The sequence below is a fragment of the Actinomadura madurae genome (assembly GCF_047130825.1).
Taxonomy (GTDB): domain Bacteria; phylum Actinomycetota; class Actinomycetes; order Streptosporangiales; family Streptosporangiaceae; genus Spirillospora; species Spirillospora madurae.
In genome coordinates, this window is sequence record NZ_CP083237.1 from 1,430,928 (window position 1) to 1,454,867 (window position 23,940).

The 23,940-nt window shown below is 74.7% G+C and carries 25 protein-coding genes; 11 read left to right on the top strand and 14 right to left on the bottom strand.

Annotated features, from left to right (window positions below):
* Positions 1-42: 42 nt before the first annotated feature.
* From K8Z49_RS06695 to K8Z49_RS06705, 3 genes are all read right to left on the bottom strand, one after another.
* Complete coding sequence (locus K8Z49_RS06695) at positions 43-1,035, bottom strand: ABC transporter permease (protein WP_021593605.1); 993 nt, start codon at positions 1,033-1,035, stop codon at positions 43-45.
* Between the two features lie 440 nt (positions 1,036-1,475).
* Positions 1,476-1,907 carry a hypothetical protein gene (locus K8Z49_RS06700; protein WP_412517844.1) on the bottom strand — a complete coding sequence of 144 codons (432 nt, stop codon included), beginning with the start codon at positions 1,905-1,907 and terminating at the stop codon, positions 1,476-1,478.
* 167 nt (positions 1,908-2,074) lie between these two features.
* Positions 2,075-2,731, bottom strand: coding sequence for an HAD family hydrolase (locus K8Z49_RS06705; RefSeq protein ID WP_111831106.1), 657 nt, complete (start codon positions 2,729-2,731; stop codon positions 2,075-2,077).
* Between the two features lie 160 nt (positions 2,732-2,891).
* Here K8Z49_RS06705 and K8Z49_RS06710 point away from each other — a divergent pair, with 160 nt between their 5' ends.
* The 4 genes from K8Z49_RS06710 (at position 2,892) to K8Z49_RS06725 (ending at position 6,657) form a co-directional block, all read left to right on the top strand.
* Positions 2,892-3,353 carry a universal stress protein gene (locus tag K8Z49_RS06710; RefSeq protein WP_021593602.1) on the top strand — a complete coding sequence of 154 codons (462 nt, stop codon included), beginning with the start codon at positions 2,892-2,894 and terminating at the stop codon, positions 3,351-3,353.
* A 178-nt stretch (positions 3,354-3,531) separates the two neighbouring features.
* On the top strand, positions 3,532-4,374 hold the full coding sequence (locus K8Z49_RS06715; protein WP_021593601.1) for a PAC2 family protein: 843 nt from the start codon (positions 3,532-3,534) through the stop codon (positions 4,372-4,374).
* 155 nt (positions 4,375-4,529) lie between these two features.
* Positions 4,530-5,063 (top strand): TrmH family RNA methyltransferase, encoded by a 534-nt coding sequence (locus K8Z49_RS06720; protein WP_412517845.1) that lies wholly within the window; start codon positions 4,530-4,532, stop codon positions 5,061-5,063.
* A 40-nt stretch (positions 5,064-5,103) separates the two neighbouring features.
* Positions 5,104-6,657: a serine/threonine-protein kinase gene (locus tag K8Z49_RS06725; RefSeq protein ID WP_412517846.1), complete on the top strand. Its 1,554-nt coding sequence runs from the start codon at positions 5,104-5,106 to the stop codon at positions 6,655-6,657.
* Positions 6,658-6,714: 57 nt separating this feature from the next.
* Here K8Z49_RS06725 and mshC read toward each other — a convergent pair whose 3' ends face one another.
* From mshC to K8Z49_RS06760, 7 genes are all read right to left on the bottom strand, one after another.
* The gene (gene mshC / locus K8Z49_RS06730; RefSeq protein ID WP_412517847.1) at positions 6,715-7,944 is read right to left on the bottom strand and encodes a cysteine--1-D-myo-inosityl 2-amino-2-deoxy-alpha-D-glucopyranoside ligase; all 1,230 of its coding nucleotides are present in this window, start codon (positions 7,942-7,944) and stop codon (positions 6,715-6,717) included.
* Between the two features lie 84 nt (positions 7,945-8,028).
* Positions 8,029-8,973, bottom strand: coding sequence for an ABC transporter permease (locus K8Z49_RS06735; RefSeq protein WP_021600190.1), 945 nt, complete (start codon positions 8,971-8,973; stop codon positions 8,029-8,031).
* Positions 8,974-8,979: 6 nt separating this feature from the next.
* Positions 8,980-9,969: an ABC transporter permease gene (locus K8Z49_RS06740; RefSeq protein ID WP_412517848.1), complete on the bottom strand. Its 990-nt coding sequence runs from the start codon at positions 9,967-9,969 to the stop codon at positions 8,980-8,982.
* 133 nt (positions 9,970-10,102) lie between these two features.
* Positions 10,103-10,867 (bottom strand): NRDE family protein, encoded by a 765-nt coding sequence (locus K8Z49_RS06745; protein WP_024936477.1) that lies wholly within the window; start codon positions 10,865-10,867, stop codon positions 10,103-10,105.
* 64 nt (positions 10,868-10,931) lie between these two features.
* Positions 10,932-11,723 carry an SCO1664 family protein gene (locus tag K8Z49_RS06750; RefSeq protein ID WP_024936476.1) on the bottom strand — a complete coding sequence of 264 codons (792 nt, stop codon included), beginning with the start codon at positions 11,721-11,723 and terminating at the stop codon, positions 10,932-10,934.
* Between the two features lie 42 nt (positions 11,724-11,765).
* Positions 11,766-12,314, bottom strand: a complete 549-nt coding sequence (locus K8Z49_RS06755) for a DUF3090 domain-containing protein (RefSeq protein ID WP_412517849.1) — start codon at positions 12,312-12,314, stop codon at positions 11,766-11,768.
* 10 nt (positions 12,315-12,324) lie between these two features.
* A complete protein-coding gene (locus tag K8Z49_RS06760) occupies positions 12,325-13,038 on the bottom strand; it encodes an MSMEG_4193 family putative phosphomutase (protein WP_111831144.1) in 714 nt (237 codons plus the stop codon).
* Between the two features lie 62 nt (positions 13,039-13,100).
* Here K8Z49_RS06760 and corA point away from each other — a divergent pair, with 62 nt between their 5' ends.
* Positions 13,101-14,072: a magnesium/cobalt transporter CorA gene (gene corA / locus K8Z49_RS06765; protein WP_021599882.1), complete on the top strand. Its 972-nt coding sequence runs from the start codon at positions 13,101-13,103 to the stop codon at positions 14,070-14,072.
* A gap of 10 nt (positions 14,073-14,082) precedes the next feature.
* Here corA and K8Z49_RS06770 read toward each other — a convergent pair whose 3' ends face one another.
* Positions 14,083-14,736 (bottom strand): hypothetical protein, encoded by a 654-nt coding sequence (locus tag K8Z49_RS06770; RefSeq protein WP_033333894.1) that lies wholly within the window; start codon positions 14,734-14,736, stop codon positions 14,083-14,085.
* 132 nt (positions 14,737-14,868) lie between these two features.
* On the opposite strand from K8Z49_RS06770, the gene K8Z49_RS06775 reads away from it, so the two are divergent.
* The 3 genes from K8Z49_RS06775 (at position 14,869) to K8Z49_RS06785 (ending at position 18,579) form a co-directional block, all read left to right on the top strand.
* Entirely contained in the window at positions 14,869-15,828 is a 960-nt protein-coding gene (locus K8Z49_RS06775; protein ID WP_021599884.1) for an aldo/keto reductase, read from the top strand.
* 97 nt (positions 15,829-15,925) lie between these two features.
* Positions 15,926-17,830: a helix-hairpin-helix domain-containing protein gene (locus tag K8Z49_RS06780; RefSeq protein WP_244938561.1), complete on the top strand. Its 1,905-nt coding sequence runs from the start codon at positions 15,926-15,928 to the stop codon at positions 17,828-17,830.
* A gap of 110 nt (positions 17,831-17,940) precedes the next feature.
* A complete protein-coding gene (locus K8Z49_RS06785) occupies positions 17,941-18,579 on the top strand; it encodes a hypothetical protein (RefSeq protein ID WP_021599217.1) in 639 nt (212 codons plus the stop codon).
* A 60-nt stretch (positions 18,580-18,639) separates the two neighbouring features.
* On the opposite strand, the gene fabI is transcribed toward K8Z49_RS06785, so the two are convergent.
* Both fabI and K8Z49_RS06795 read right to left on the bottom strand, forming a co-directional pair.
* The gene (gene fabI, locus K8Z49_RS06790) at positions 18,640-19,425 is read right to left on the bottom strand and encodes an enoyl-ACP reductase FabI (RefSeq protein WP_412517850.1); all 786 of its coding nucleotides are present in this window, start codon (positions 19,423-19,425) and stop codon (positions 18,640-18,642) included.
* Positions 19,426-19,430: 5 nt separating this feature from the next.
* Positions 19,431-20,135, bottom strand: a complete 705-nt coding sequence (locus K8Z49_RS06795) for a beta-ketoacyl-ACP reductase (protein ID WP_024936472.1) — start codon at positions 20,133-20,135, stop codon at positions 19,431-19,433.
* 144 nt (positions 20,136-20,279) lie between these two features.
* Here K8Z49_RS06795 and K8Z49_RS06800 point away from each other — a divergent pair, with 144 nt between their 5' ends.
* Both K8Z49_RS06800 and K8Z49_RS06805 read left to right on the top strand, forming a co-directional pair.
* Positions 20,280-21,779: a TldD/PmbA family protein gene (locus K8Z49_RS06800; RefSeq protein ID WP_075022459.1), complete on the top strand. Its 1,500-nt coding sequence runs from the start codon at positions 20,280-20,282 to the stop codon at positions 21,777-21,779.
* A 5-nt stretch (positions 21,780-21,784) separates the two neighbouring features.
* On the top strand, positions 21,785-23,161 hold the full coding sequence (locus K8Z49_RS06805; protein WP_412521000.1) for a metallopeptidase TldD-related protein: 1,377 nt from the start codon (positions 21,785-21,787) through the stop codon (positions 23,159-23,161).
* A 98-nt stretch (positions 23,162-23,259) separates the two neighbouring features.
* Here the strand turns inward: K8Z49_RS06805 and K8Z49_RS06810 are convergent, their stop codons facing one another.
* Entirely contained in the window at positions 23,260-23,472 is a 213-nt protein-coding gene (locus K8Z49_RS06810) for a dodecin (protein WP_021599222.1), read from the bottom strand.
* A 102-nt stretch (positions 23,473-23,574) separates the two neighbouring features.
* Here K8Z49_RS06810 and K8Z49_RS06815 point away from each other — a divergent pair, with 102 nt between their 5' ends.
* Complete coding sequence (locus K8Z49_RS06815) at positions 23,575-23,913, top strand: DUF3099 domain-containing protein (RefSeq protein ID WP_083597891.1); 339 nt, start codon at positions 23,575-23,577, stop codon at positions 23,911-23,913.
* The last annotated feature ends 27 nt before the right edge of the window (positions 23,914-23,940 follow it).

Below are 23,940 nucleotides of genomic sequence, written 5' to 3' on the forward strand. Positions count from 1 at the left end.
GCAGGCGCACCCCTTCAAATAGACGGGTCGGATGAACCCGAGTCACTTGCCCCGAGGGTCGAGAGCGTCCCGCAGCCCGTCACCGAAGAGGTTGAAGGCGAGGACGGTGATGAAGATGGCCATACCCGGGATGATCATGTACATCGGGTCCGAGGAGTAGATCGGCACCGCGAGGGTCAGCATGCCGCCCCAGGACGGGGTCGGCGGGATGACGCCGACGCCGAGGAACGACAGCGCCGCCTCGAACAGGATGTTCGTCGGGATCAGCAGGGTCGAGTAGACCAGGATCGGGGCGACCAGGTTCGGCAGGACCTCTTTGAACAGCACGTAGCCGTTCCGGGCTCCCATGCTGCGGGCCGCGTCGACGAACTCCCGCTCCCTGAGCGACAGCGTCTGGCCCCGGATGATGCGGCCGATGTAGGGCCAGTTGAAGAACCCGATGACGACGACCAGCACCGAGATCCGCAGGCCGTTGCCGTTCAGCCCGAACGCCCCGTCGGACACCACGCCGACCAGCGCGATCGCGAACAGCAGCAGCGGGAACGCCAGGAACGCGTCCATCGCGCGGCTGATGAGGTAGTCGACCCAGCCGCCGAAGTAGCCGGCGGTGATCCCCATGACCGTGCCGATGACCACCGACAGCAGGGTGGCCAGGAACGACACCAGCAGCGAGATCCGGGCGCCGTGCACGATCCGGGCGAGCATGTCGCGGCCGGTGCCGGGCTCGACGCCGAGCCAGTGCTCACCGCTGATGCCCGAGTGCCAGAACCCCGACTTCGGCCGGTTGTAGGTCGGGTCGATGAGGTTCTGGTGGTAGGTCAGCGGGTTCTGCACGAAGTACGGGCCGAAGATGGCGATCAGGATGAGCAGGATGACGATCAGTGCGCCGGTCAGGGCGACCTTGTCGCGCTTCAGCCGCATCCAGGCGATCTGCCCGAGGGAACGCCCCTGGATCTTCTTTCGGTCGACACCGGCGAGGACCGATTCCGGTTGCGCCTCGGTGTCGGATCCGCTCACCTCGATGGGTGCGGCCACGCTCCATACCTCCTACCGTCCGGCCACTGGTTCGGCCACGCCGCCGGCGCGTGACCGGCGGCCGCGGAGATCATCCGCTGCCTCCATGCCCGTTACGCCGCGTTTGCTGAAGGGAAACGTAGTCCTTCGGGCACGACTGTCCATCCGTGAAGCGACCTTCGCCAGTACCCGTATCTGACTTGTGATCTCGTCGTCATCTGGGCAACACGCGCTCGCACAACACGCCGGACAAATCGTGCGAATAGTACGTACGCGTCAAGCTGGACAGGCAAGCCGCGGGCGGTCTAGACCGGCAAAGTTTACCGTACTGAGTCCGTTCCGAGATCGAACGTCCGCAGGTCAGCGCCCCGGCGCACAGAAACGGCGGGCCGGGACGCGCCCCCGGAAAGGGGACGTCCCGGCCCGCCGCCGCCTCGTGCGCGGTGGGACCGCGGTCCGGATCAGGAGATGCCGCGGTCGCGCAGGATCTTCTCGATCTCCGCCATCTCCGGGTCGCCGCCGCCCTGCGCCGGGCCCTCCACGGCGCGCTTCTGCTTCTTCGCCGACCGCCCCGCGGCCTTGGACTCCGCGCCCCGCTCGGCGGCCTTCCCGCCGCCCTCGGAGCCGGCGCGGCGGCTCAGCATCGCCCCGGACGTCATGTAGAGCACGACGGCCAGGCCCGCCACCACGACGCCCGCCCACTTCACCGGGCTGAACACCAGGTCGGCGAAGAACTCGGTCACCCCGGTCATCGCCGCCGCCAGCGGGACCAGCGACAGGGACGCACCCCGCAGCCCGGCGCCGGCGCCCCGGCGGCGGAAGGCACCCCAGCTGATCACCAGCCCGACCAGGGTCACCCCGATACTGATCGCGTAAATGACTTCGTCGCTCATACCGGCCCCTCATTCCGTGCGGTGGTGCTCCCTCCATCGTCACACGCGAGGCGGCGGTCCTGCTCCTCCCGGCGGACGGTTTGCGTCCGCGGCCGTCTCCTCCCGCGGCGGTAGCCGTCCCCTAGGGTCCACCCCGCGGGTATCAGGCGGAACGGCCGGCGCGGGTATCAGCCGGCCAGCGAGCGCAGCATCGCCAGGTCCACCTCGCGCAGCGAGGAGACCACCGTGCGTCCCGGGGCGGGCGGGATCGGCAGGACGCCGGGGACCGCGACGGTGACGCAGCCCGCCGCCTCCGCCGCCGCGACGCCGTTCGGGGAGTCCTCCAGCACCACGCAGCGGGCCGGGTCGGCGCCGAGCCGGGCCGCGGCCGCCAGGTAGGGCTCCGGGTCGGGCTTGACGCGCTCCACCTCGTCGCCGGCGACGCTGAGCGCGAAGTACTCGCGGCCGACCGCGTCCAGCACCGGCTCGATCAGCCGCCGGTGGCTGGAGGACACCAGCGCCGCGGTCACCCCGGCCGCGCGGACCTCGGCGAGCAGCTCCTTGGCGCCCGGCATCAGCGGCACGCAGGCGCTCAGCCGCTCGGCCATGCCGTCCAGCATCCGGCGGCCGACCTCCTCGCGGGAGGCCGGGGCGCCGGTCAGCTCCAGCATGTAGTCGGCGGCGACGTACAAGGAGCCGCCGACGAGATGCTCCTGGTGGGCGGTGCTCCACTCGCCGCCCAGCCACGCCATGACCTCCGTCTCGACCTCCAGCCACACGCGCTCGGAGTCGATGAGCAGGCCGTCCATGTCGAACAGCACGGCCTGCAGGCGCCCACGGGTCACGTTTCTCCTCACCTGGTCGATATCCGGTCGATATGCGGCCCTCCACCCTAGCCGCCGTGATCAGCGCCTCTTCTTGGACGGACCGTGCAAGAAGGCCGTGACGGATGGGTCGGGGGACCGATACCGTTCCCCCAGTGACTACCAACGGGTAAGGAACGGCATGAGCGCGTACCGCATCGTCCTCGTCGGCACCGACGGCTCCGATTCCTCGTTCCGCGCGGTCGACCGCGCCGCGCAGCTGGCCGCCGCCACCGGCGCCACGCTCCTGCTGGCCTCCGCCTACAGCCCGATGCCCGAGCGCGAGCGCGCCTCCGCCGCCGACCGGCTCGGCGACCTGGCCTACAAGGTGCAGGGGTCCACGCCCGCCGACGACGCGCTGCGCGCCGCGCGGGAGCGGGCGGTCGCGGCCGGCGCCACCGACATCCAGCAGGCCGCCGTCGAGGGCGACGCCGTCGACGTGCTGTCCAAGCTGGCCAAGGAGCGCGAGGTGGACCTGCTGGTGATCGGCAACCGGGGGCTCAACAGCCTCGCGGGCCGCATCCTCGGGTCCGTCCCGGCCAACCTGTCGCACCGCTCCCCCTGCGACGTGCTGATCGTCCACACCACCCCCAAGGGCAAGTGACCCGATCGTGACGTGGTTCCGCCGCGGGCGTACAGGGCGGGGTCTGCCCTGCGGAGGGGTGGGGTAGGTCACTGTCAGGACGTAGGCTGACAGCCACCGATCATGACCGGGGCCCCCGCCCCGGGAATGACGGCCCCCGTCGGTGACGCTGTACCAGGGCGTCGGAAGGAGGCAGCGCGTGGTCGAGCTCGAAAGCGTGCCGGAACTCGTCGATCCTGTGCTCGTGGCCGCCTTTGAGGGGTGGAACGACGCCGGCGAGGCCGCCAGCGGGGTGATCGCCCACCTGGAGTCGACCTGGGAGGCGGTGCCCATCGCCGAGCTCGATCCGGACGACTACTACGACTTCCAGGTCACCCGCCCGATCGTGGAGATGAGCGACGGCGAGACCCGCGGCATCACCTGGCCCACCACCCGGGTGTCGTGGGCGCGGCTGCCGAACGGCAAGGACGTCGTGCTGGTGCACGGGATCGAGCCGAACATGCGGTGGCGGTCGTTCTGCCGCGAGCTGGTCGGGCTGATGCTGGAGCTGGAGGTCCGCAACGTCGTGCTGCTGGGCGCGCTGCTCGCCGACGCCCCCCACACCCGCCCGGTGCCCGTCACCGGTGCCGCGTCCGAGGCCGGGCTCGTCAACACCCTGCACCTGGAGCCGGCCCGCTACGAGGGCCCGACCGGAATCCTCGGCGTCCTCCAGGACGCCTGCGCCAAGGCCGACCTCGACACCGTGTCGCTGTGGGCCGCGGTCCCCCACTACGTCGCGCAGCCGCCGTCGCCCAAGGCCACTCTGGCGCTGCTGCGGCGCGTCGAGGACCTGCTGGACGTGACCGTCCCGCTCGGCGAGCTGCCGGAGGAGGCCCGCGCCTGGGAGCACGGCGTCAACGAGCTCGCCGAGGAGGACTCCGAGGTCGCCGAGTACGTCCGCACCCTGGAGGAGCAGAAGGACGCCACCGAGCTGCCGGAGGCGAGCGGCGACGCCATCGCCCGGGAGTTCGAGCGCTACCTCCGCCGCCGCGACCCCGGCTGATCCCCGGCGGACCCGCCGTCTCGCCCTGGGCGGCTCCCGGCCCGCGCGGCTACACTCGGCCGTGTCCGTGTCTCCCCCGGCGATGGCCCGCGCACGCCGCGAAGTGCGCCCCTCATGATCTCTTCTTTCTCGGAGGGCGGTAGCGCCCAGGGCTGGTGAGCCCCCGCCCGGCGGCCGCGTCGATCCGCGTCCGCACGCCGCGAGAGCTGCGCCGCCAGCGCCGCGGCCGCGGCCACACCTGCTGGGACCACCTCGTCGTGGCGCCCCTGTGGCCCCTGCACGGCGCCAACCTCGGGACCCTGCTGCGCACCTGCGACGCCGTCGGCGCCTGCATGGCCGTGCCCCGGTACCCGTGGGTGCCGGAGGCCCTCGCCCGCGGCAACACCCTCCGCCGGCCCGCGTGCGTCCACTGGGTGCGCGACCCGCTCGGCTGGCTGGAGCGGCAGCGGGAGGCGGGCTCCCAGGTCGCGGGCGTGGAGCTGGCCGACGAGGCGGTGCGGCTCGCCGACCTCCCGGCGGCGCGCGCCCGGACGGTCGTGGTGCTCGGCCACGAGCAGACCGGCATCCCGCCCGAAGCACTGGACCTGCTCGACCTCGCCGTCGAGATCCCTATGGTGGGTACCGGCAGCAGCCTCAACGTGGCGGTCGCCGGCTCGCTGGTTCTGTACAGGCTGGCGGGCCTGCTGTGACGCCCCGTGACCGCCGACCGACCGAAGGGAGCGCGAGATCTTGCCGGAGCCCCGGCCGCTGAACGCGCACGACCCGAGACGGCTCGGCGGCTACGCGCTGCTCGGGCGGCTCGGATCCGGCGCCCAGGGCACCGTCTACCTCGGGGAGGGCGCCGACGGGCAGCACGTCGCGGTCAAGCTGCTGCGGGTCCAGTTCGAGGAGGACGACACCGCGCGGGCCCGGTTCGTCCGGGAGGCGGAGGTCGCCAAGCAGGTCGCCCGGTTCTGCACCGCCCAGTTCCTGGACGCCGAGGTCGCCGGGGACAGCCCGTACCTCGTCAGCGAGTACGTCCCCGGCGAGGCGCTGAACCGCCTCGTCGCGCGGGACGGGCCGATGCGCGGCGGCGCGCTGGACCGGCTCGCCGTCAGCACCGCCAGCGCCCTCACCGCCATCCACCGCGCCGGGATCGTGCACCGCGACCTCAAGCCCCACAACGTGCTGCTCGGCCCCGACGGGCCCCGCGTGATCGACTTCGGGCTGTCGCGGGTGCTGGACGCCGCGAGCGCGGTGAGCAGCCGCGCCGTCGGCACCCCCGCGTACATGGCGCCCGAGCAGGTGTCCGGCGGAGAGATCGGCGCCGTCGCGGACGTGTTCGCGTGGGGGGCGACGATGGTGTTCGCGGCGACCGGGCGGCCGCCGTTCGGGTCCGACTCCGTCCCGGCGGTCATGTACCGGGTGCTGCACCACGAGCCCGACCTCGGCGGCCTGGACGGCGAGCTGCGCGAGCTGGTCGCGGCGGCGCTGGACAAGGACCCCGCGCGGCGGCCGACGGCGGCGCAGCTGCTGCTGCGCCTCGTCGGGCACGAGGAGGCCTTCGAGCCGCCGCCGGCCGGGCCCGGCCCCACCGGCCCCCCGCCCGCACCGCCGGAGCCCCCGGCGGACGGCCCGGCGGACGGCCCGGCAGACGGCCCGGCAGAGGGCGCCCCCGAGGGCGCGGGCGACGGCGACGCGACGCTGCCGCCCGCGGCCACCGCGCCGAACCCGGACGGCGGCCGTCCCGGCGGGCGGCGCCGGCTCGGCCGGACGCTGGCCGCCGCCGTCGCCGTCGCCGTGGTCGCGGCGGCCGCGGGGACCGCCGGGTACGTGCTGCTGGACCGGCGGGGCGGCGAGCCGTCCGGGACGGCCGGGGCCGGCGGCGGGCGGGTCACCGCGCCCACGACGGCGGGCGGTCGGTCGTCCGCGCCGCCGTCCCCGCCGTCCCGGAGCCGGACGTCCCGGCCGCCGGGCACCACGGCACCGGGCCGCCCCGGGCAGGGTGAGGGGACGCGGCCCGGCGGCGGCGGGGGCGGCCGTCCGACGCGCACCGACGACCCTCCGCCGAGCCCCGTCGTGCTCGGCTCCCCCGACCCCGGCAAGTACTGCGGGGCCCGCGGCCGCGACGCCGAGTTCCGGTCCGGCGACTGGTACTGCGTCCCCCGCGGCGGCGACATCGGCGTCGACACCCAGATCACGATGACGCAGGTCTGCGCGGCGCAGTACCGGCCGGACGCAGAGGCGCGCCTCGACGGCGACGCGGGGAACCCGTCGGCCTGGGACTGCTACGTCATGGAATGAGACGCCGCCGGACCGGCTCCGGGGCCGTGCTCAGGGTCGTGCCCAGGGTGCGCCGGGTCAGAGCGCGACGCCGAGCAGGGCGTCGGCGATGGCCCGGGCCTGGGACGGGGCGGCGGGGTCGGTGCCGGCGGAGGCCGCCCAGGCGTCGACGGCCGCCAGCGCGGCGGGGGCGTCCAGGTCGTCGGCCAGGTGGCCGCGCACCGCCGCGGCCAGGCCTTCGGCGGGCGGGCCGGACGGGCGGGCCACGGCGTCGCGCCAGCGGCGCAGCCGCGCGGACGCCTCGTCCAGGGCCCCGGGCGTCCACTCCCAGTCGGCGCGGTAGTGGTGGGCCAGCAGCGCCAGCCGGATCGCCATCGGGTCGGTGCCGGCCTCCCGCAGCCTCGACACGAACACCAGGTTGCCGCGCGACTTCGACATCTTCTCGCCGTCCAGGCCGACCATGCCGGCGTGGACGTAGGCGCGGGCGTGGGGCCGCTCCCCCGTGGCGACCTGGGCGTGGGAGGCGCCCATCTCGTGGTGCGGGAACGCCAGGTCCGAGCCGCCGCCCTCGACGTCGAACGCCATCCCGAGGTACTCGACGGAGATCGCCGAGCACTCCACGTGCCAGCCGGGGCGGCCCTCGCCGAACGGCGACTCCCAGCCCGGCTCGCCGGGGCGGCGCGCCATCCACAGCAGCGCGTCGAGGGGGTCGCGCTTGCCGGCGCGGTCCGGGTCGCCGCCGCGCTCGGCGGACAGCGGCGCCATCTCCTCCCGGGTCAGGCCGCTGACCTGCCCGAACGACGGGTCGGACGCGACCGGGAAGTACACGTCGCCGGCCACCTCGTAGGCGGCGTCCCGGCCGCGCAGCTTCTCGATCATCTCGACGATCAGCGGGATCGCCTCGACCGCGCCGACGTACTGGTCGGGCGGCAGGATCCGCAGCGCCGTCATGTCGCCGCGGAACAGCTCGATCTCCCGGTCGGCGAGCTCCCGCCAGTCCTCGCCGGTCTCGCGGGCACGTTCCAGAAGCGGGTCGTCGACGTCGGTGGCGTTCTGGACGTAGTGGACCCGGTGGCCGAGGTCGCGCCACACGCGGTTGACGAGGTCGAACGCCAGGTAGGTGTTGGCGTGCCCGAGGTGGGTGGCGTCGTAAGGGGTGATGCCGCACACGTACATCCGGGCGGTGGCGCCCGGGGACGTGGGACGCGCGGTCCCCGTCGCGGTGTCGTGCAGGCTCAGCGGCCGGGTCGCGGCGGGCAGTCCCGCGTCGGACAGGCTCGGGACTTCGGAGGCGGGCCACGATCGCATACCGAAAGCTTATCCATGCGCACTTAGCGGCAGGAATCCGAGATCACCCCATCTGACCGGGGGGCACCGCCGCCGGGGTGGCCCTCAGCGCAGCCGCACGCGCGGGTCCAGGACCGAGTAGCCGATGTCGACGACCAGGTTCGCCGCCACCACGAACAGCGTCACAAGGAGCGTCACCCCGATGATCACCGGGGTGTCGCCGAGCGCGATGGACTGCTGGACGAGCTGCCCCACGCCCTGCAGCCCGAACACCTTCTCGGTGACGATCGTGGAGCCGATCAGCGCGCCGAGGTCGATGCCGAGCTGGGTGACGACCGGGGTCAGCGCCGCCCTCAGCCCGTGCCTCCACACGACGCGGCGCCGCGGCAGCCCCTTCGCCCACGCCGTCCGCACGTAGTCCTCGCTCAGCGCCTCCAGCATCGCGCCGCGGGTGAGACGCGTGTAGGCGGCGAGCATGAGGAACGCCAGCGCGATCCACGGCAGGACCATCCGCCGCAGGAAGTGCTCCTGCAGGGGCGGCCCCGCCTCGAAGAGGTGGACGCCGTGCTCGCCGGGCCTGGTCGCGCACAGGTGGAGCAGCGCGAGCGCCATCACGAACGGCGGGGTGGACAGGCCGATCAGCGTGACCACGGTCGAGGCACGGTCCCACAGGCTCCGCGCCCGGGTGGCGCTGAGCACCCCGAGCGTGACGCCGCCGGCGAACCACAGGACCCCGGCGCCGGCCACCAGCAGCAGCGTCGTCGGGAGCCGGGCGCCGATCAGGGCGGTGACCGGCGTCCCGTTGACGTAGGAGTCGCCGAGGTCGCCGCTCAGCAGCCGCCCGGTGAACCGCCAGTACTGGACGAGGACGGGCCGGTCCAGGCCGAGGTTCGCGCGGATCTGCCGCAGCGTGTCGGCGGTGGCGCGGGGCCCGCCGATGACGCGCTCCACCGGCACCGGCGAGACGTGCAGGAACACGAACACCAGCGTGGACACCAGCCACAGCACCACGGCCGCGTACAGCAGCCGGCGGACGGCGAAGCGCGCCACGGGCGCTCACCCGCCCCCGGCTGACCGGTCGCCGCGCGGGTCCAGGGCGTCGCGGACGCCGTCGCCGAGCAGGTTGAACGACAGCGTGGTGAGCAGCAGCAGCACACCGGGGACGGCGAGCAGCCACCAGGCGGAGCGGTACACGTCGCCGCCCTCCCCGAGCATCGACCCCCAGCTCGGCATCGGCGGCCGCACCCCGGCGCCGAGGAACGACAGCGTCGCCTCGAACACGATCGACGCCGGGATCAGCAGCGAGGTCAGCACGGTGATCTGCGCCACCAGGTTCGGCAGCAGATCGCCGACGACGATCCGGGTGCGGGACGCGCCGAGCGCGCGGGCCGCCTCGACGAACTCGGCGCGGGTGAGGGCGAGCACCCGGCCGCGGATGATCCGGCCGAACGAGGCGAAGGAGAAGAACGCGATCACCGCGACGGTCATCGTCAGGCTCGCGGCGGCCGAGCCGATCTGGAACGTGGTGGACAGCGTGATCGCGACCAGCAGGTACGGCAGCGCGAGCGTCATGTCCATCAGCCGGGCGAGGACGGCGTCCACGGCGCCGCCGGCGAACCCGGCGAGGGTCCCCGCGGCGGTCCCGGCGACGGCCGCGAGCAGGGCCGCGAGCACGCCGACGGCCAGGGAGATCCGGGCGCCGTACGCGGCCCGGACGAGGACGTCGCGGCCGAGCTGGTCGGCGCCGAGCGGGAACGCGGCGCAGGGCCCGCGGGGCCGCCCGCCGGCGTCCAGGCCCGTCTCGGGGAACGTCGCGTGGTAGGGGTGGCCGGTCAGGTGCGCCCACAGCGGCGCCAGTGCGGCGAACGCCACGATCAGCGTGAGGACGCCGAGGGCCGCGACCGCGGCGCGGTCGCGGCGGAACCGGCCTAGCGCGAGCTGGAACGGGCTGCGGCCGGGCACCGGGGCGGCGGGGCCGGCCGGCGACTCCGGGGCCGGGGCGGCGGGCCGGTCGCGCACCGGTGCCGGGCGTGCCGCTGCTGCCATCCGCCCTCCCGTGCGCCGGTGACCGGTCTCCGCGGGCGGCCGGCGCCCCGGCGAAGATCGCGTCGAGTAGCCAACCTAGCACCGAGAGTCATGCTCCGCAGCCACACTTGTCAGACCGGGCGTCACCCGTCCCTCACCGCACGCGCGTCCAGGCCTCCCCGTCGCCGGGCGCGGCGCTGAAGTCGTACCGGACGCCGTCGCGGCGGATCGCGACGAGGCTGACCGAGGTGGTGCCCCAGACGCGGCCGTCGCCCAGGTCGAGCAGGGGGAGCAGGGACCGGTGGTCGGCGCGGGGCAGCCCGTCGCCGTTCACCAGCGGCAGCCAGGCGCCCCACGCCCGCTCCGGCGGGTCGTCCGGGCCCGGCTCGGGGCGCGGCGCGGCGGCCAGGCGCGGCCGGAAGTGGGCGAGCCGCGCCTCCATGTAGGCGTCCTCGGTGTCGCCCTCCGGCTGGTCCAGGCCCTCCAGCCCGCTGTTGACGATCAGGTGCAGGCCGGGGCCGAGGTCGCGGGCGGTGAGGGCCTCCCCGTCCCAGCTCCACAGCCGCACCCTGTCGGGTTCGGCGACGGCGAGGTGGAAGGGGTCGAAGGCGGCGAGGTCGGGGCGGCCGAGCTTGCCGTCGGCGGCGACCCGCAGCGGCAGCTCCCCGCGCGACGCGCGGCCGGCCTCGGGCGCCATCCGGCCGCGACCGTTCAGCACCACCGCGGCCCGCGGCGCGTCCGGGTCCACCGCGAGCCAGGTGCCGCCCGCGCGGCGGTCGCGACCGCCGACGAGGCCGGGCCGCTCGGGCCAGTGCCGGCCGGGCGGGTCCCAGTCGCGGGCGAGGAACTCGTCCCGCACGCCGACGAGGAGGACCGGGACCGGGGAGGACGGGTCGACACTGATGATCGCCGTGCACATGCCCCCAATTGGAGCATTCCACCCTTTCCGCCCGCCCGGCGGGGCGCGCGTTACGGCCCCGGGGTCACAGCGGCGGCCACGGGATGGCGGGCCAGTCCTCCGGCGGGTAGGGGTGGATGCGGTGCTTGAGCATCAGCTCGACGCGCCTGCGGGTCGCGTCGACCTCGTCCGCGGTGAGCAGCTCGGCCAGCCGCGCGCCGAGGGCGCCGCCCCGCAGCCCCGCGTCGACCCGGCCGAGCACCTCCAGGGCCTCGGGGGTGAGGGGCTTGCCGCGCCACTGCCACAGGACCGTGCGGAGCTTGTAGTCGGTGGAGAAGCAGACGCCGTGGTCGCAGCCGTACACGTGGCCGTCGCCGGGCGGCAGCAGGTGCCCGATCTTGCGGTCGGCGTTGTTGACGACGGCGTCGAAGACGGCCATCCGCCGGATCGCCTCGTCGTCGGAGCGCGACAGCGCGACGAGGTCGACGTCGGGGTCGGGCTCCACCCACAGCTGCACCATGCCGGGCCCGTAGGGGCCGTCGCGGTGCACGGTGGGCGGGACGGTGCCCCAGCCCATCGCCTTGGAGACCTCGTAGGCGGCGACCTCTCGCTCGGCGAGGGTGCCGTCGGGGAAGTCCCACAGCGGGCGCTCCCCCGCGACCGGCTTGTAGACGCAGTTGGCCGACAGCCCGTCGTGCTCGATCGAGCAGTAGAGGGTGGCGTTGGAGGCCTGGACGAGCCGGCCCTCCACGGCCAGGCGCCCGGCCGACAGCAGCCGCTCGGCCGCGGCGGCGTCGCGCGGCGAGACCGGGCGGCCGCCCCCGCCCCGCCCGGCGACGTCGCCGGCGGGGGCACGGTCCCGGGAGGACTGCGTCATGCGCTCATTCTCCCGGCCGCGACGTGCATGATCCAGTACATCTCAGCCGAGGTATCCGTTCTGCCGGGGGCACACGTGCCCCTCGGTGTCGAGGGGCAGGCCGCACAGGGGGCACGGGGGGCGTCCCGCCGCGACGACCTTCAGCGCGCGCTCGGCGAACGCGCGGGCCTGCGCCGGGCTGATCCGGACCCGCAGCACCGCGATGGCGGGGTCGTCCTCGCCGACGTCGGGCTCCGCCTCGGACTCGGTGACCTCCTGCGCCTCGATCACGACCTGCTCGTCCTCGGGGTCCCAGGCCAGCGCCATCGTGCCGACCTTGAACTCCTCCTCGACGGGCTGGTCGAGGGGGCCGTCGTCCTGGAGCTCGGACGGGGCGGCGGCCGATACCGCGCCCTCGCCGCCGCTGCGCCGCAGCACCTCGTCCAGCAGCTCCTCGAGCCGCTCGGCCAGCAGCGTCACCTGGAACTTCTCCAGGCCGACGCTGGTGACGCGGCGGCCGGAGCGGGCCTGCAGGTAGAAGGCACGGTCGCCGGGCCGCCCGACGGCGCCCGCGACGAAACGCTCCGGCGGGTCGTAGGAGATGACGGGCATGACACCGACCCTACGCGCCGCCGCCGACGACCGCGTCCCCCGGACCGGGTCCGTCGCCGCCGGAGCCCTCGGCCGGCGGTTCGGGAACCAGCCCGGCGACATCGCCGCCGGTGTCGTTGACGCGGACCGCGAACGGGCGCGTCTCGGTGTAGCGGATGACGGTGAGGGACGCGGGGTCGGCCTGGATGCGCTGGAACTGGTCCAGGTGCAGGCCGAGGGCGTCGGCGACGACCGACTTGATGATGTCGCCGTGGCTGCACACGGCGTAGAGGGCGTCCGGGCCGTGCTCGGCGACGATCCGCCCGTTCCAGTCGCGGACGGCGGCGACGGCGCGGTGCTGCGCGTCCGCCAGGGACTCCCCGGCCTCGCCGGGGAACCGCGCGGCGCTCGGGTGGGCCTGGACGACCCGCCACAGCGGCTCCTCCACCAGCTCCTTGAGGGGGCGGCCCGTCCAGTCGCCGTAGCGGACCTCGCCGAACCGCTCGTCGGTCTCCACCTTCCCGGCCGGGCCCGCGCGCCCGGCCGCGATCGCCTCGGCCGTCTCGGCGCAGCGCTCGAGGGGGCTGGACACGACGGCGGCGAGCGGGAGGGACGCCAGGCGGGCGGCGAGCGCGGCGACCTGCGCCCGGCCGCGCTCGTCCAGGCGCACGCCGGGCGTCCAGCCGGCCAGCACCGGGCCGGTCATCGCGGTCAGGCCGTGCCGGACCAGGAGAAGCGTCGTCACACCGGCCACTCTAGGAGATCACCGCGGTCCGTTCGCGTCCCGGATGCGGGAGAATGCGTGGTGTGATCGTCGACAAGGCCATCTACGCGGGTGGCGTGCGCCACGACATCGACGGCGACATCAGCGACGCCTTCGACGCCGCCCGCGCGGACGGCGACTGCTTCCTGTGGATCGGCCTGTTCGAACCCGACGAGGACGAGTTCGAGCTGGTCAAGGACGAGCTGATGCTGCATCCCCTCGCCTCCGAGGACGCGGTCTCCGCGCACCAGCGGCCGAAGATGGAGCGCTACGACGACACCCTGTTCATCGTGCTGAAGACGCTCGCCTACATCGACGAGACGTCCGACATCGAGGTCGGCGAGATCATGGTGTTCCTCGGCCGCGACTTCGTGGTCACCGTCCGGCACGGCGCCGGGAACCCGCTCGGCCCCGTCCGCAAGCGGCTGGAGGAGTCGCCGGAGCTGCTCAAGCACGGCGCCACCGCCGTCCTGTACGCGGTGTGCGACGAGGTCGTCGACCGGTACGGGCTGGTCGCGCACGAGGTCGAGGTCGACATCATCGGGCTGGAGCGGGCCGTGTTCGACCCGGGCGCGCGGGACGTCACCGCCGACATCTACTCCCTCAAGCGGGAGGTGCTGGAGTTCCGGAGCGCCGAGGATCCGCTGGTCCCCGTGCTGCAGGAGATCGTGAAGGGCCGGGTCGCCGAGTGCGGCACCACCCGCGAGTACTTCCGCGACGTCCTGGACCACCTGCTGCGCGTCGACGGGCAGGTCGACGCGCACAACGAGCTGCTCAACAGCGTGCTGACCGCGCACCTGGCGCTGCTCGGCAAGCAGCAGAACGAGGACATGCGCAAGATCTCCGCGTGGGCGGCGATCATCGCGGTGCCGACCGCGATCGCCGGGATCTACGGGATGAACTTCGACCACATGCCCGAGCTGCACTGGACCTTCGGATATCCGCTGGTCATCGGGGTGATGGCCGTCATCTGCGTGCTGCTGTTCCGGCGGCTGCGCAAGAGCGGCTGGCTCTGAGCGGCCGGCCCTAGCCGTCCTCGCCGGGGGCCGCCTCCGGGGCGGGGGGCGCCTCCCGTCCGGCGGGCGCGGGCGCGGCCAGCAGCACCGCCCACAGGTGCGACTCGGCGCCCCGCTCCTCCAGCCGGCGCCGCATCCGCTCGACGCCGCCGCGCGTGGGCAGCACCAGCCACACCAGCAGCGGGTAGCCGAGGACGAACGCCGCCGCGAACACCAGCTCGCTGTGCCCGACCATCGCCAGCGGCAGGCCCAGCAGGATCACGCCCTCGGCCAGCGCGAACCGCACCAGCACCGCCTGGCGGAACGCCATCAGCACCGCCGGCGGCGCCGCCTCCGGGCCGCCGTCCGGCGGGATCGGGCGCGGCACCCGCGGTCCGGCCACCAGCACGAACAGCGCCGCCGCGACCGGCGGGAGGAACAGCCACGGCGCGGCGTCCTCGCGGCCGTCCTGCACGATCAGCGGCGTGAGCGCCAGGATCAGCACGGGCGCCGCCAGCAGGGCCAGCATCATCAGGCGCGTCCGGCCGAGCACGGTCTCGCCGCGCAGCGAGGCGATGTAGCCGGGGTCGTCGGAGGGCCCGGCGCCGAACACCGGCGCCATGTCGGGCCCGCCGTCGCCGTCCGGCGACTTCGGCGAGTACATCGAGAACGGGGGTGGCGCCATGGCTGCGCACTCTAGCCGGGCCGCGGCGCCCGGCAATAGACCTCACCAGGATCTTCGCGGGACGGCGGGGACCGGGACGCGGCCGGTCCTCGCTTTCCGCCGCGATCGCGCGGACCGCTACATTGACCGCCTATGAAGGAGCGTCACCTCGGGCGGAGCGGGCTGCTGGTGTCCCGGCTGGGTCTCGGCACCATGACCTGGGGCCAGGACACCGACCCGGACGAGGCGGCGGCGCAGCTCGTCGCGTTCGCCGACGCGGGGGGCACCCTGGTCGACACCGCCGACGTCTACAACGACGGCGCCGGCGAGCGGATCCTCGGCCGGCTGCTGCGCGACGTCGTCGACCGGGACGCGCTGGTCATCGCGACCAAGGCGGCGATCAGGCCGAACGGCCGCTACGACGGCTCCCGCCGGCACCTGCTGCGCGCCCTGGACGCCTCCCTCGACCGGATGGACCTCGACCACGTCGACCTGTGGCAGCTGCACGTCTACGACCCGGCCACGCCGCTGGAGGAGACGCTGTCGGCGCTGGACGAGGCGGTCGCCTCCGGGCGCACCCGCTACGTCGGCGTGTCCAACTACGCGGGCTGGCAGGTCTCCAAGGCCGCCGCCTGGCAGCGCGCCTGGCCGGGCCGCGCGCCGGTGGTGTCGGCGCAGCTGGAGTACTCGCTGCTGCGCCGCGACATCGAGCGGGAGGTCGTGCCCGCCGTGCTGGACGCGGGGGCGGGCCTGCTGCCGTGGTCGCCGCTCGGCCGCGGCGTCCTCACCGGCAAGTACCGCACCGGCATCCCGGCCGGGTCGCGGGCCGCCGCCCCGCACTTCGCCGAGTTCGTCCAGCCCTACCTGGACGAGGAGTGCGCCCGCATCGTGGAGTCGGTGGTGACCGCCGCCGAGGGCCTCGGCCGCTCCCCGCTCGCGGTGGCGCTGGCGTGGGTCCGCGACCGGGAGGGCGTGGCCGCGCCGATCGTCGGCGCCCGCACCGCCGCGCAGCTCGGCGCGATCCTGGAGAGCGAGGACCTCACGCTGCCGAACGAGATCCGGCACGCGCTGGACGACGTCTCCGACGTCTCCGAGTCCGCCGCGCAGCCGTGATCCGCGACCGCCCCGTGGTGCGTCCGTGATTACCGGGACCGTCCGTGGCACGCTCGGGACGGTCCACCGCCAGCCGTGAAGCCGCGACGGGAAGCCCGTGACCGACACCCCTGACCAGACCCCCTCCCCCGCCGAGCGGGCGGCGCGCGCCGCCGAGGCCATGCGCGCCGCCGAGGCCGCCGCCGGCGCGCTCGACCGGCGCCCCGCCGGCGGCCCCGCCGCCGATCCCGCCGCCGCGCCGCCGCCCGGGGCGGGCCCCGCCCCGGGCGAGGGGCTGCGGGCGCTGACCGGGCTCTTCGCGGAGACGGGCGTGCCCGCCGCGCTCGCGGCCCCCGCCGTCACCCGCCTCGGGCCGGACGCGGCGCGGCGGCTGCGCGCCGACCCGTGGCGGCTGCTGGGCGTCCCCGGCGTCCGGCCGCGGCAGGCCGACCACTTCGCCCGCGCCCTCCTCGGCGAGGACGCCCGGCCGGACGACCCCCGCCGCGGCGCCGCCCTCGTCCTGCACCTGCTGACCGAGGCGGCCCGCGCCGGGCACACGGTCACGCCCGCCGCCGACGTGCTGTCCGGGCTGGGGCGGCTGGCGTTCCCCGACCCGCGCGCCGCCGTCGAGGCAGCCCTGGACGAGGCGGAGGTCCTGTCGCTCACCGAGGAGCCCGAGTTCGACGAGGAGGCCTTCGGCGAGGACGCCGAGCCGCCCGAGCCCGAGGAGACCCTCGGCCCGGCGCGGTGGGCGCTGGCCGAGGAGGCCGCCGCCGAAGGGCTGCGGCGGCTGACGCTCACGGCGGTGCCGCTGCTGGACGACGCGGCCGTCAAGACGCTGCGCGACGGGCTGCCCGAGGACCGCTCCCTCGCGCTCACCGCCGCGCTGCGGACCGGCGTGAGCATCCTGCGGGGCACGCCGGACGGCCTCGCCCGCACCGCCGCCGGGATCGCCGCCGCCGCGGCGTCGCAGGGGGCCCGCACCGCGATCGCGACGCCCACCGACCGCGCCGCCGCCGATCTGGCCGCCGCCGATCCCGCCCTGGACGCGGCCGCCGTCACGGTCACCAGCCTGCACCGGCTGCTGGAGCCGCGGGACGACCCGTCCGCCGCGCCGGGCGCCGTGGTGTACGGGCGCGGCGAGCAGCGCCCCTTCGACCTCGACCTGGTCATCGTGACCGACGGCGCGGCGCTGGACGTCGAGCTGTGCGCGGTGCTGGCCGAGGCGTGCCCGGACGGCGCCCACCTCGTGCTGTGCGCGGAGCAGGGCGCCCCGCCGCCGGCCGGCCCCGGGCGCCCGCTGGACGACCTGGAGGCGTCCGAGACGGTGCCCGTCGTCGCGCTCGACGCCGAGCCGCCGTCCGGCCCGCTCGGCACGCTGGCCGAGGCGGTGCGCGGCGGCGAGCTCATCGCCGTGGACGCCCCCGGGCGGGAGGTCGTCGTGGTGCCCGCGGAGGGCGCCGCCGAGGCGGTGCACCGGGCCGTCCAGCTCGTCGCCGACTCGATTCCCCGGGCGTTCGGGCTCGAGGCGGGCGACGTCCAGGTCGTCGCGCCGGCGGCGGGCGGCGAGGCGGGCGCCGCCGCCCTCAACGCCGCGCTCAAGGCCCGGCTGAACCCCGGCCCCGGCGCGTTCCGCGGCATGGACCCCGGCGACCGGGTGGTCGTGGCGGCGCCGCTCCCGCACGCCCCGCTCGGCGAGACGGGCGTGGTGACCGGCGGCGGCCCGGACGGGCTGGAGGTCGCCTTCCCCGCCGGCGCCGCCGTCATCGCCCCCGCCGACGCGTCCCGGCTGCGGCACGGCTGGGCGGTGCCCGCCGCGCTGGCCCGCGGGACGCGGCGGCCCGCCGTGGTCGCGGTCCTGTCCGGCGGCGGGCTGACCCGGCCGCTGGTGGCCACCGCGTTCGGGCTGGCGCTGCGGCACCTGTCGGTCGTCCAGGCGGCCGGACCCGCCCTGGCCAGGGCCGTCCGCGAGGGCGGGTCCCCCGCGCGGCGCACCAGGCTCGGGAGACTGGTGGTCCAGTGAGGTAGGACGGGGGGAAAGAAACCCGCGTGCCGTGGTTTACGCACCCGCCCGTATGGGACACGATGTCGGCAGGGTCAGGAAACAGAATACGGTTCGGGTGGAGGAGCGACATGCCCCAGCGGCTCAGGCGGCTCGGTACGGCGTCGGCGGCGGTCTCGGCGGGGGCGCTGGTGCTGCTCCTCGCCGCCCCGGCGGAGGCCGCCGCGGCGGAGACCTGCAAGAAGGGCGTCGACCCGGAGACCACGATCGAGAACTGGAAGTGCAACCTCGGCAACCTCCGCGAGGCGCTCACCCCGAAGAGCCCCGCGCCGACGCCGAAGCCCACCCCGTCCAAGACCGTCCGGCCCGCCCCGGAGAAGACCTCGGTGAAGAAGCCGGGCAGGGCGCCCGCCAAGGCCCCGCGCAAGCCGTCCTCGAAGCCGGGCGGCGCCGGAGGGGACGCTCCCGCTCCCATGACGGGCGCGGGCGGGCTCAAGCCGTACTCCGGGCAGGCCCCCTCGGCGGCGTCCGGGCAGCCCGGCGTGCTGCCGACCCCCGAGATCGCCGCGAACCCCAACGCCTACCGGTACGCCTCCACCGGGACGGCCGCGGTGCCGCAGACGCGGCTCATCTCCCCCGTCGCCGCCTCCGGGGCCGACGACGGCCGGATGCTCCTCGTCGCCGCCGCCGCGGGCGCCGCCGGGGCCGTCGGGGCCCTCAACGTCAGCGTCGCGGGCCGCGCGCTCCGCCGCCGCCGCGAGGCCCGCTGAGACGTCACCCCGAAGGGATCGCGCCGAAGGGATCAGGCGGACAGGATCAGGCGGACAGGATCACGACGGGCCGCCGACGGAGTGCAGGCCGCCGTCGACGTGGACGATCTCCCCCGTCGTGGCGGGGAACCAGTCCGACAGCAGCGCCGCGCACGCGCGGGCCGTGGGCTCGCTGTCCTTGACGTCCCAGCCGAGCGGGGCCACCTGCGGCCACATGTCCGTCATGCCCTCGAAGCCCGGGATGCTCTTGGCCGCCATCGTGGCCAGCGGCCCCGCGGCCACCAGGTTCACCCGGATGCCCTGCGGCCCCAGGTACTTGGCCAGGTAGCGGGCGCACGACTCCAGGCCGGCCTTCGCCACGCCCATCCAGTCGTACACCGGCCAGGCCTTGCTGGCGTCGAAGTCCAGCCCGACGACCGAGCCGCCGTCCTTCATCAGCGGCAGGCACGCCATCGTCAGCGACTTCAGCGAGTACGCCGAGGTGTGCACGGCGGTCGCCACGTCCTCCCACGGCGTCTCCAGGAAGTTGCCGCCGAGCGCGGTCTGCGGCGCGAAGCCGATCGCGTGGACGACGCCGTCCAGGTGGTCGAAGCCGTTGTCGCGCAGGTTCCCGGCGAGCGCGTCCAGCTGGTCGGAGTCGGTCACGTCGAGCTCCAGCACCGGCGGCGGGGAGTCCGGGCCGGACGGCAGCCGCTTGGCGGTCCGCTGCGTGAGCGTGGGCCGCGGGTAGGCGGTCAGCGCCACCTCCGCGCCCTGCTCCTGCGCGATCCGCGCGACGTGGAAGCCGATCGAGGCGTCGGTCAGGACGCCGGTGACCAGGATGCGCTTGCCCTCGAGGATTCCCATGACTGTCAGTGCCCCATTCCCAGGCCGCCGTCGACCGGGATCACGGCCCCGGTGATGTAGGCGGCGTCCTCCCCGGCCACGAACCGGACGGCCTTGGCGATCTCTTCCGGCTTCGCGATCCGCCCCAGCGGGATCGCGGCGGTGATGGCCTTCTGCTGGTCCTCGCTCAGCACCGACGTCATGTCGGTGTCGACGAACCCGGGCGCCACCACGTTCACCGTGATGCCCCGCGACCCGAGCTCGCGGGCCAGCGAGCGCGCGAACCCGACCAGGCCGGCCTTGGACGCGGCGTAGTTGGACTGCCCCGGCGAGCCCATCAACCCCACGACCGAGGAGACCAGCACGATCCGCCCGGAGCGCTTGCGCATCATGCCCTTCACGGCGCGCTTGGCCACCCGGAACGAGCCGGTCAGGTTGGTGTCGAGGACGGAGGTGAACGAGTCCTCGCTCATGATCGCCAGGAGGGTGTCCTTGGTGATCCCGGCGTTGGCGACGACCACCTCCACCGGGCCCTGCTCGGCCTCCACCTTGGCGAAGGCCGCGTCGACGTCCTCGGCGCTCGTCACGTCGCAGCGGACGCCGAACAGGCCCTCGGGCGGCTCGCCCGACCGGTAGGTGACCGCGACCGCGTCGCCCGCCGCGGCCAGCTCGCGGGCGATGGCGAGGCCGATGCCCCGGTTACCGCCGGTCACGAGGACAGAGCGACTCATCACGACCCTCTCGTTGTGGTGGTGGGTGACTGCTGCACGACACTAGCGGCCCGGGGCGGGCCGTGAAGATGTGCCGAACCGACAAGATCCCCCACCCGGGTTTGTTCGGGCCCGCGCTGGAGCGCGGAGGGTAGGTTGCGGAGGGTGCATGACATCGATCCCGCCTTCACCGCGCTGCCGCTACGCGCGCTCGCCGACGCGGCCCTGTCCCGCGCCAGGGAGCTGGGCGCCGAGCACGCCGACTTCCGCCTGGAGCGCATCCGCAGCCAGACCCTCCGCCTGCACGACGCCGCGCTGGAGACCGCGCTGGACGAGGACGACGTCGGCCTGTCGGTCCGGGTCGTCAAGGACGGAACCTGGGGCTTCGCCGCCGGCATCGACCTGACGCCCGAGGGCGCGGCGCGCGCCGCCGCGCAGGCCGTCGAGGTCGCCGGCGTCGCCAGGGCCGTCAACCGCGAGCCCATCGAGCTGGCGCCCGAGCCCGTGCACGGCGAGCGCACCTGGATCTCCGCGTACGAGACCGACCCGTTCGACGTGCCGACCACCGAGAAGATCGCGCTGCTGGCCGGGTGGAGCCGCCGGCTGCTCGGCGACGACCGCGTCGACCACGTGGACGCGACGCTCCTGCAGGTGAAGGAGAACAAGTTCTTCGCCGACCTCGCCGGGACCGTCACCACCCAGCAGCGGGTCCGCCTGCACCCGGCCGTGAACGCCGTGGGCCTGGCCGGCGGCCTGTTCGACACGATGCGGACGCTCGCGCCGCCCGCCGGGTACGGGTGGGAGTGGATGTCCGGCGAGCACTGGGACTGGGACGGCGAGCTCGCCCGCATCCCGGAGCTGCTCGCCGAGAAGCTCGCGGCCCCGTCGGTCGACCCCGGGGTGTACGACGTCGTCGTCGACCCGTCCAACCTGTGGCTGACGATCCACGAGTCGATCGGGCACGCCACCGAGCTGGACCGGGCGCTCGGCTACGAGGCCGCCTACGCGGGCACCTCGTTCGCCACGCCCGACAAGCTCGGGGCGCTGCAGTACGGGTCGAAGGCCATGAACATCACCGGGGACCGGACGGTCGAGCACGGCCTGTCCACCATCGGCTACGACGACGAGGGCGTGCAGACGCAGTCGTTCGACATCGTCTCCGAGGGGCTGTTCACCGGGTACCAGACGGACCGGCGCATCGCCCGCCTCACCGGCGCCGAGCGCTCCAACGGCTGCGCGTTCGCGGACGCGCCGTCCAGCATGCCGATCCAGCGGATGGCGAACGTGTCGCTCAAGCCCGCCGAGGGCGGCCCGTCCACCGACGAGCTGATCTCCGGTGTCGAGCGCGGCATCTACATCGTCGGCGACAAGAGCTGGTCGATCGACATGCAGCGGTACAACTTCCAGTTCACCGGCCAGCGCTTCTACCGGATCGAGAACGGGCGCCTCGCCGGGCAACTCCGCGACGTCGCCTACCAGGCCACCACCACCGACTTCTGGAACTCGATGGAGGCCGTCGGCGGCCCGCGGACGTACGTGCTCGGCGGCGCGTTCAACTGCGGCAAGGGCCAGCCGGGGCAGGTCGCGCCGGTCAGCCACGGCTGCCCGGCGGCGCTGTTCCGCGGCGTCAACATCCTCAACGCGCTGAAGGAGGCGGGCCAGTGAGCACGATCAGGCCGCAGGAGGCCGTCGAGCGGGCGCTGTCGCTGTCGCGCGCCGACGACTGCGTCGTCATCGCCGACGAGGCGAGCACCGCGAACCTGCGGTGGGCCGGCAACACCCTCACCACCAACGGCGTCACCCGCTCCAGCCGCCTCACCGTCATCGCGCTGCGCCGCACCGCCGACGGCGTCGCGGCGGGCGTGGTGTCGCGGTCGGCGGTCGGCGCCGACGGCATCGAGGACCTGGTCCGCGCCGCCGAGGCCGACGCCGCCGGCAACGAGCCCGCAGAGGACGCCCGCCCGCTGGTCACCGAGGGGCGGGGCGGCGCGGCGTGGGACGCCGACCCGGCCGAGACCGGCATCTGCGTGTTCGAGGGGTTCGCGCCCGCACTCGGCGAGGCGTTCGCCGCCGCGCAGGCCGGCGACCGGCGCCTGTACGGGTTCGCCAACCACGTCCTCACCTCGACGTTCCTCGGCACCTCGGCGGGGCTGCGGCTGCGGCACGACCAGCCGTCCGGGCTGCTGGAGCTGAACGCCAAGGGCGCGGGCGGCTCGGCGTGGGCGGGCGTCGGCACCCGCGACTTCACCGACGTCGACGTCCCCGCCCTCACCGGCGACCTCGCCCGGCGGCTGCAGTGGGGGGAGCGGCGCGTGGACCTGCCCGCAGGGCGCTACGAGACGATCCTGCCGCCGTCCGCCGTCGCCGACCTGATGATCTACCTGTACTGGTCGGCGGGCGCGCAGGACGCGCACGACGGCCGGACGGTGTTCAGCGCCCCCGGCGGCGGCACCCGCGTCGGGGAGAAGATCGCGAACCTGCCCGTCACGCTGTCCAGCGACCCGGCCGCGCCCGGCATGGAGTGCGCCCCGTTCGTCATCGCGCCCTTCTCCGACCGCGACTCGTCGATGTTCGACAACGGGCTGCCGCTGCAGGCCACCGACTGGATCGGCGACGGGACGCTCAAGGCGCTCACCCAGACCCGGCACTCGGCCGAGCGCACCGGCCTGTCGGTGACCCCGGCCGTCGACAACCTGGCGATGAGGGCCCCGGACGGCGGCGCCTCCCTGGAGGAGATGGTCGCCCGGACCGAGCGCGGGCTGCTGCTGACCTGCCTCTGGTACATCCGCGAGGTCGACCCGCAGAGCCTGCTGCTGACCGGCCTCACCCGCGACGGCGTCTACCTCGTCGAGAACGGCGAGGTCGTCGGGGCGGTGAACAACTTCCGCTTCAACGAGAGCCCCGTCGACCTGCTGTCACGGCTCGCCGAGGTCGGCGCGACCGTGCCGACGCTGCCGCGCGAGTGGTCGGACTACTTCACCCGGGCCGCCATGCCGCCGATCAGGATCGGCGACTTCAACATGTCGACGGTGTCGCAGGCGTCCTGACGTCCCGGGCCCGCCCGTCCGAGGCCCGCCCCGCGGCAGGGGCGGGCCTCGGACGCGAGGGGACCCGCCCGCGCCCTCGCCGAGCAGCCGGGCCGCGGTCAGGCGTCCTCCAGGCGGAAGCCGACCTTCATCGTGACCTGGATGTGGGCGACCTCGCCGTCCTGGATGTTCCCGCGGACCTCGGTCACCTCGAACCAGTCCAGGTGCCGCAGCGTCTGCGAGGCGCGCCGGACGCCGTTGCGGATCGCGGCCTCGACGGACTCCGGCGACGTCCCGACGATCTCCGTTACCCGGTACGTGCGATCGGTCATCTGTTCCTCCCATTGTTTCGACCCTGCGGCGAAGTTCCGGCCCGTTTCCGAGGTTTGACCCGTACCGCCGTCGCAGGCCGGCCCCCTTGGGCTTACCGTGGAATGGTGAAGGTCAATCACCGTCACCACCGGGAGCCGGCGGTCTACACGGTCACCGACGCCCCCCGCCCCATGTCGGAGGACATCGGCAACCGCCAGCGGCGCTACCTGATCTCCATGGGAGTCCGCACGGCATGCTTCCTGGGGGCGGTGGCGGCCGCCGTGGCCGGCGCTCCGTGGTGGCTGGCGCTGCTCATGGTGGTGGGGGCCGCCGTGCTGCCCTACGTGGCGGTCATCTTCGCCAACGGCGGGCGCGAGCCGACCGCGTCCGCGGCCTTCGACGACCCCGCGCGCCGGGCACAGAAGCCGGTTTCCGGACAGCGACCGGAAATCCGGTCGTGACATTCTCTTGACTAACCGCGGGGGGTT

Coding starts and splice junctions, on each gene's coding strand:
- fabI (WP_412517850.1), bottom strand. CDS start 19,425: ATGGGAATCCTCGAGGGCAAGCGCATCCTGGTCACCGGCGTCCTGACC.
- K8Z49_RS06795 (WP_024936472.1), bottom strand. CDS start 20,135: ATGAGTCGCTCTGTCCTCGTGACCGGCGGTAACCGGGGCATCGGCCTC.
- K8Z49_RS06775 (WP_021599884.1), top strand. CDS start 14,869: ATGAAGGAGCGTCACCTCGGGCGGAGCGGGCTGCTGGTGTCCCGGCTG.
- K8Z49_RS06785 (WP_021599217.1), top strand. CDS start 17,941: ATGCCCCAGCGGCTCAGGCGGCTCGGTACGGCGTCGGCGGCGGTCTCG.
- mshC (WP_412517847.1), bottom strand. CDS start 7,944: ATGCGATCGTGGCCCGCCTCCGAAGTCCCGAGCCTGTCCGACGCGGGA.
- K8Z49_RS06755 (WP_412517849.1), bottom strand. CDS start 12,314: ATGCCCGTCATCTCCTACGACCCGCCGGAGCGTTTCGTCGCGGGCGCC.
- K8Z49_RS06740 (WP_412517848.1), bottom strand. CDS start 9,969: ATGGCAGCAGCGGCACGCCCGGCACCGGTGCGCGACCGGCCCGCCGCC.
- K8Z49_RS06815 (WP_083597891.1), top strand. CDS start 23,575: ATGGTGAAGGTCAATCACCGTCACCACCGGGAGCCGGCGGTCTACACG.
- K8Z49_RS06810 (WP_021599222.1), bottom strand. CDS start 23,472: ATGACCGATCGCACGTACCGGGTAACGGAGATCGTCGGGACGTCGCCG.
- K8Z49_RS06710 (WP_021593602.1), top strand. CDS start 2,892: ATGAGCGCGTACCGCATCGTCCTCGTCGGCACCGACGGCTCCGATTCC.
- K8Z49_RS06700 (WP_412517844.1), bottom strand. CDS start 1,907: ATGAGCGACGAAGTCATTTACGCGATCAGTATCGGGGTGACCCTGGTC.
- K8Z49_RS06745 (WP_024936477.1), bottom strand. CDS start 10,867: ATGTGCACGGCGATCATCAGTGTCGACCCGTCCTCCCCGGTCCCGGTC.
- K8Z49_RS06770 (WP_033333894.1), bottom strand. CDS start 14,736: ATGGCGCCACCCCCGTTCTCGATGTACTCGCCGAAGTCGCCGGACGGC.
- K8Z49_RS06750 (WP_024936476.1), bottom strand. CDS start 11,723: ATGACGCAGTCCTCCCGGGACCGTGCCCCCGCCGGCGACGTCGCCGGG.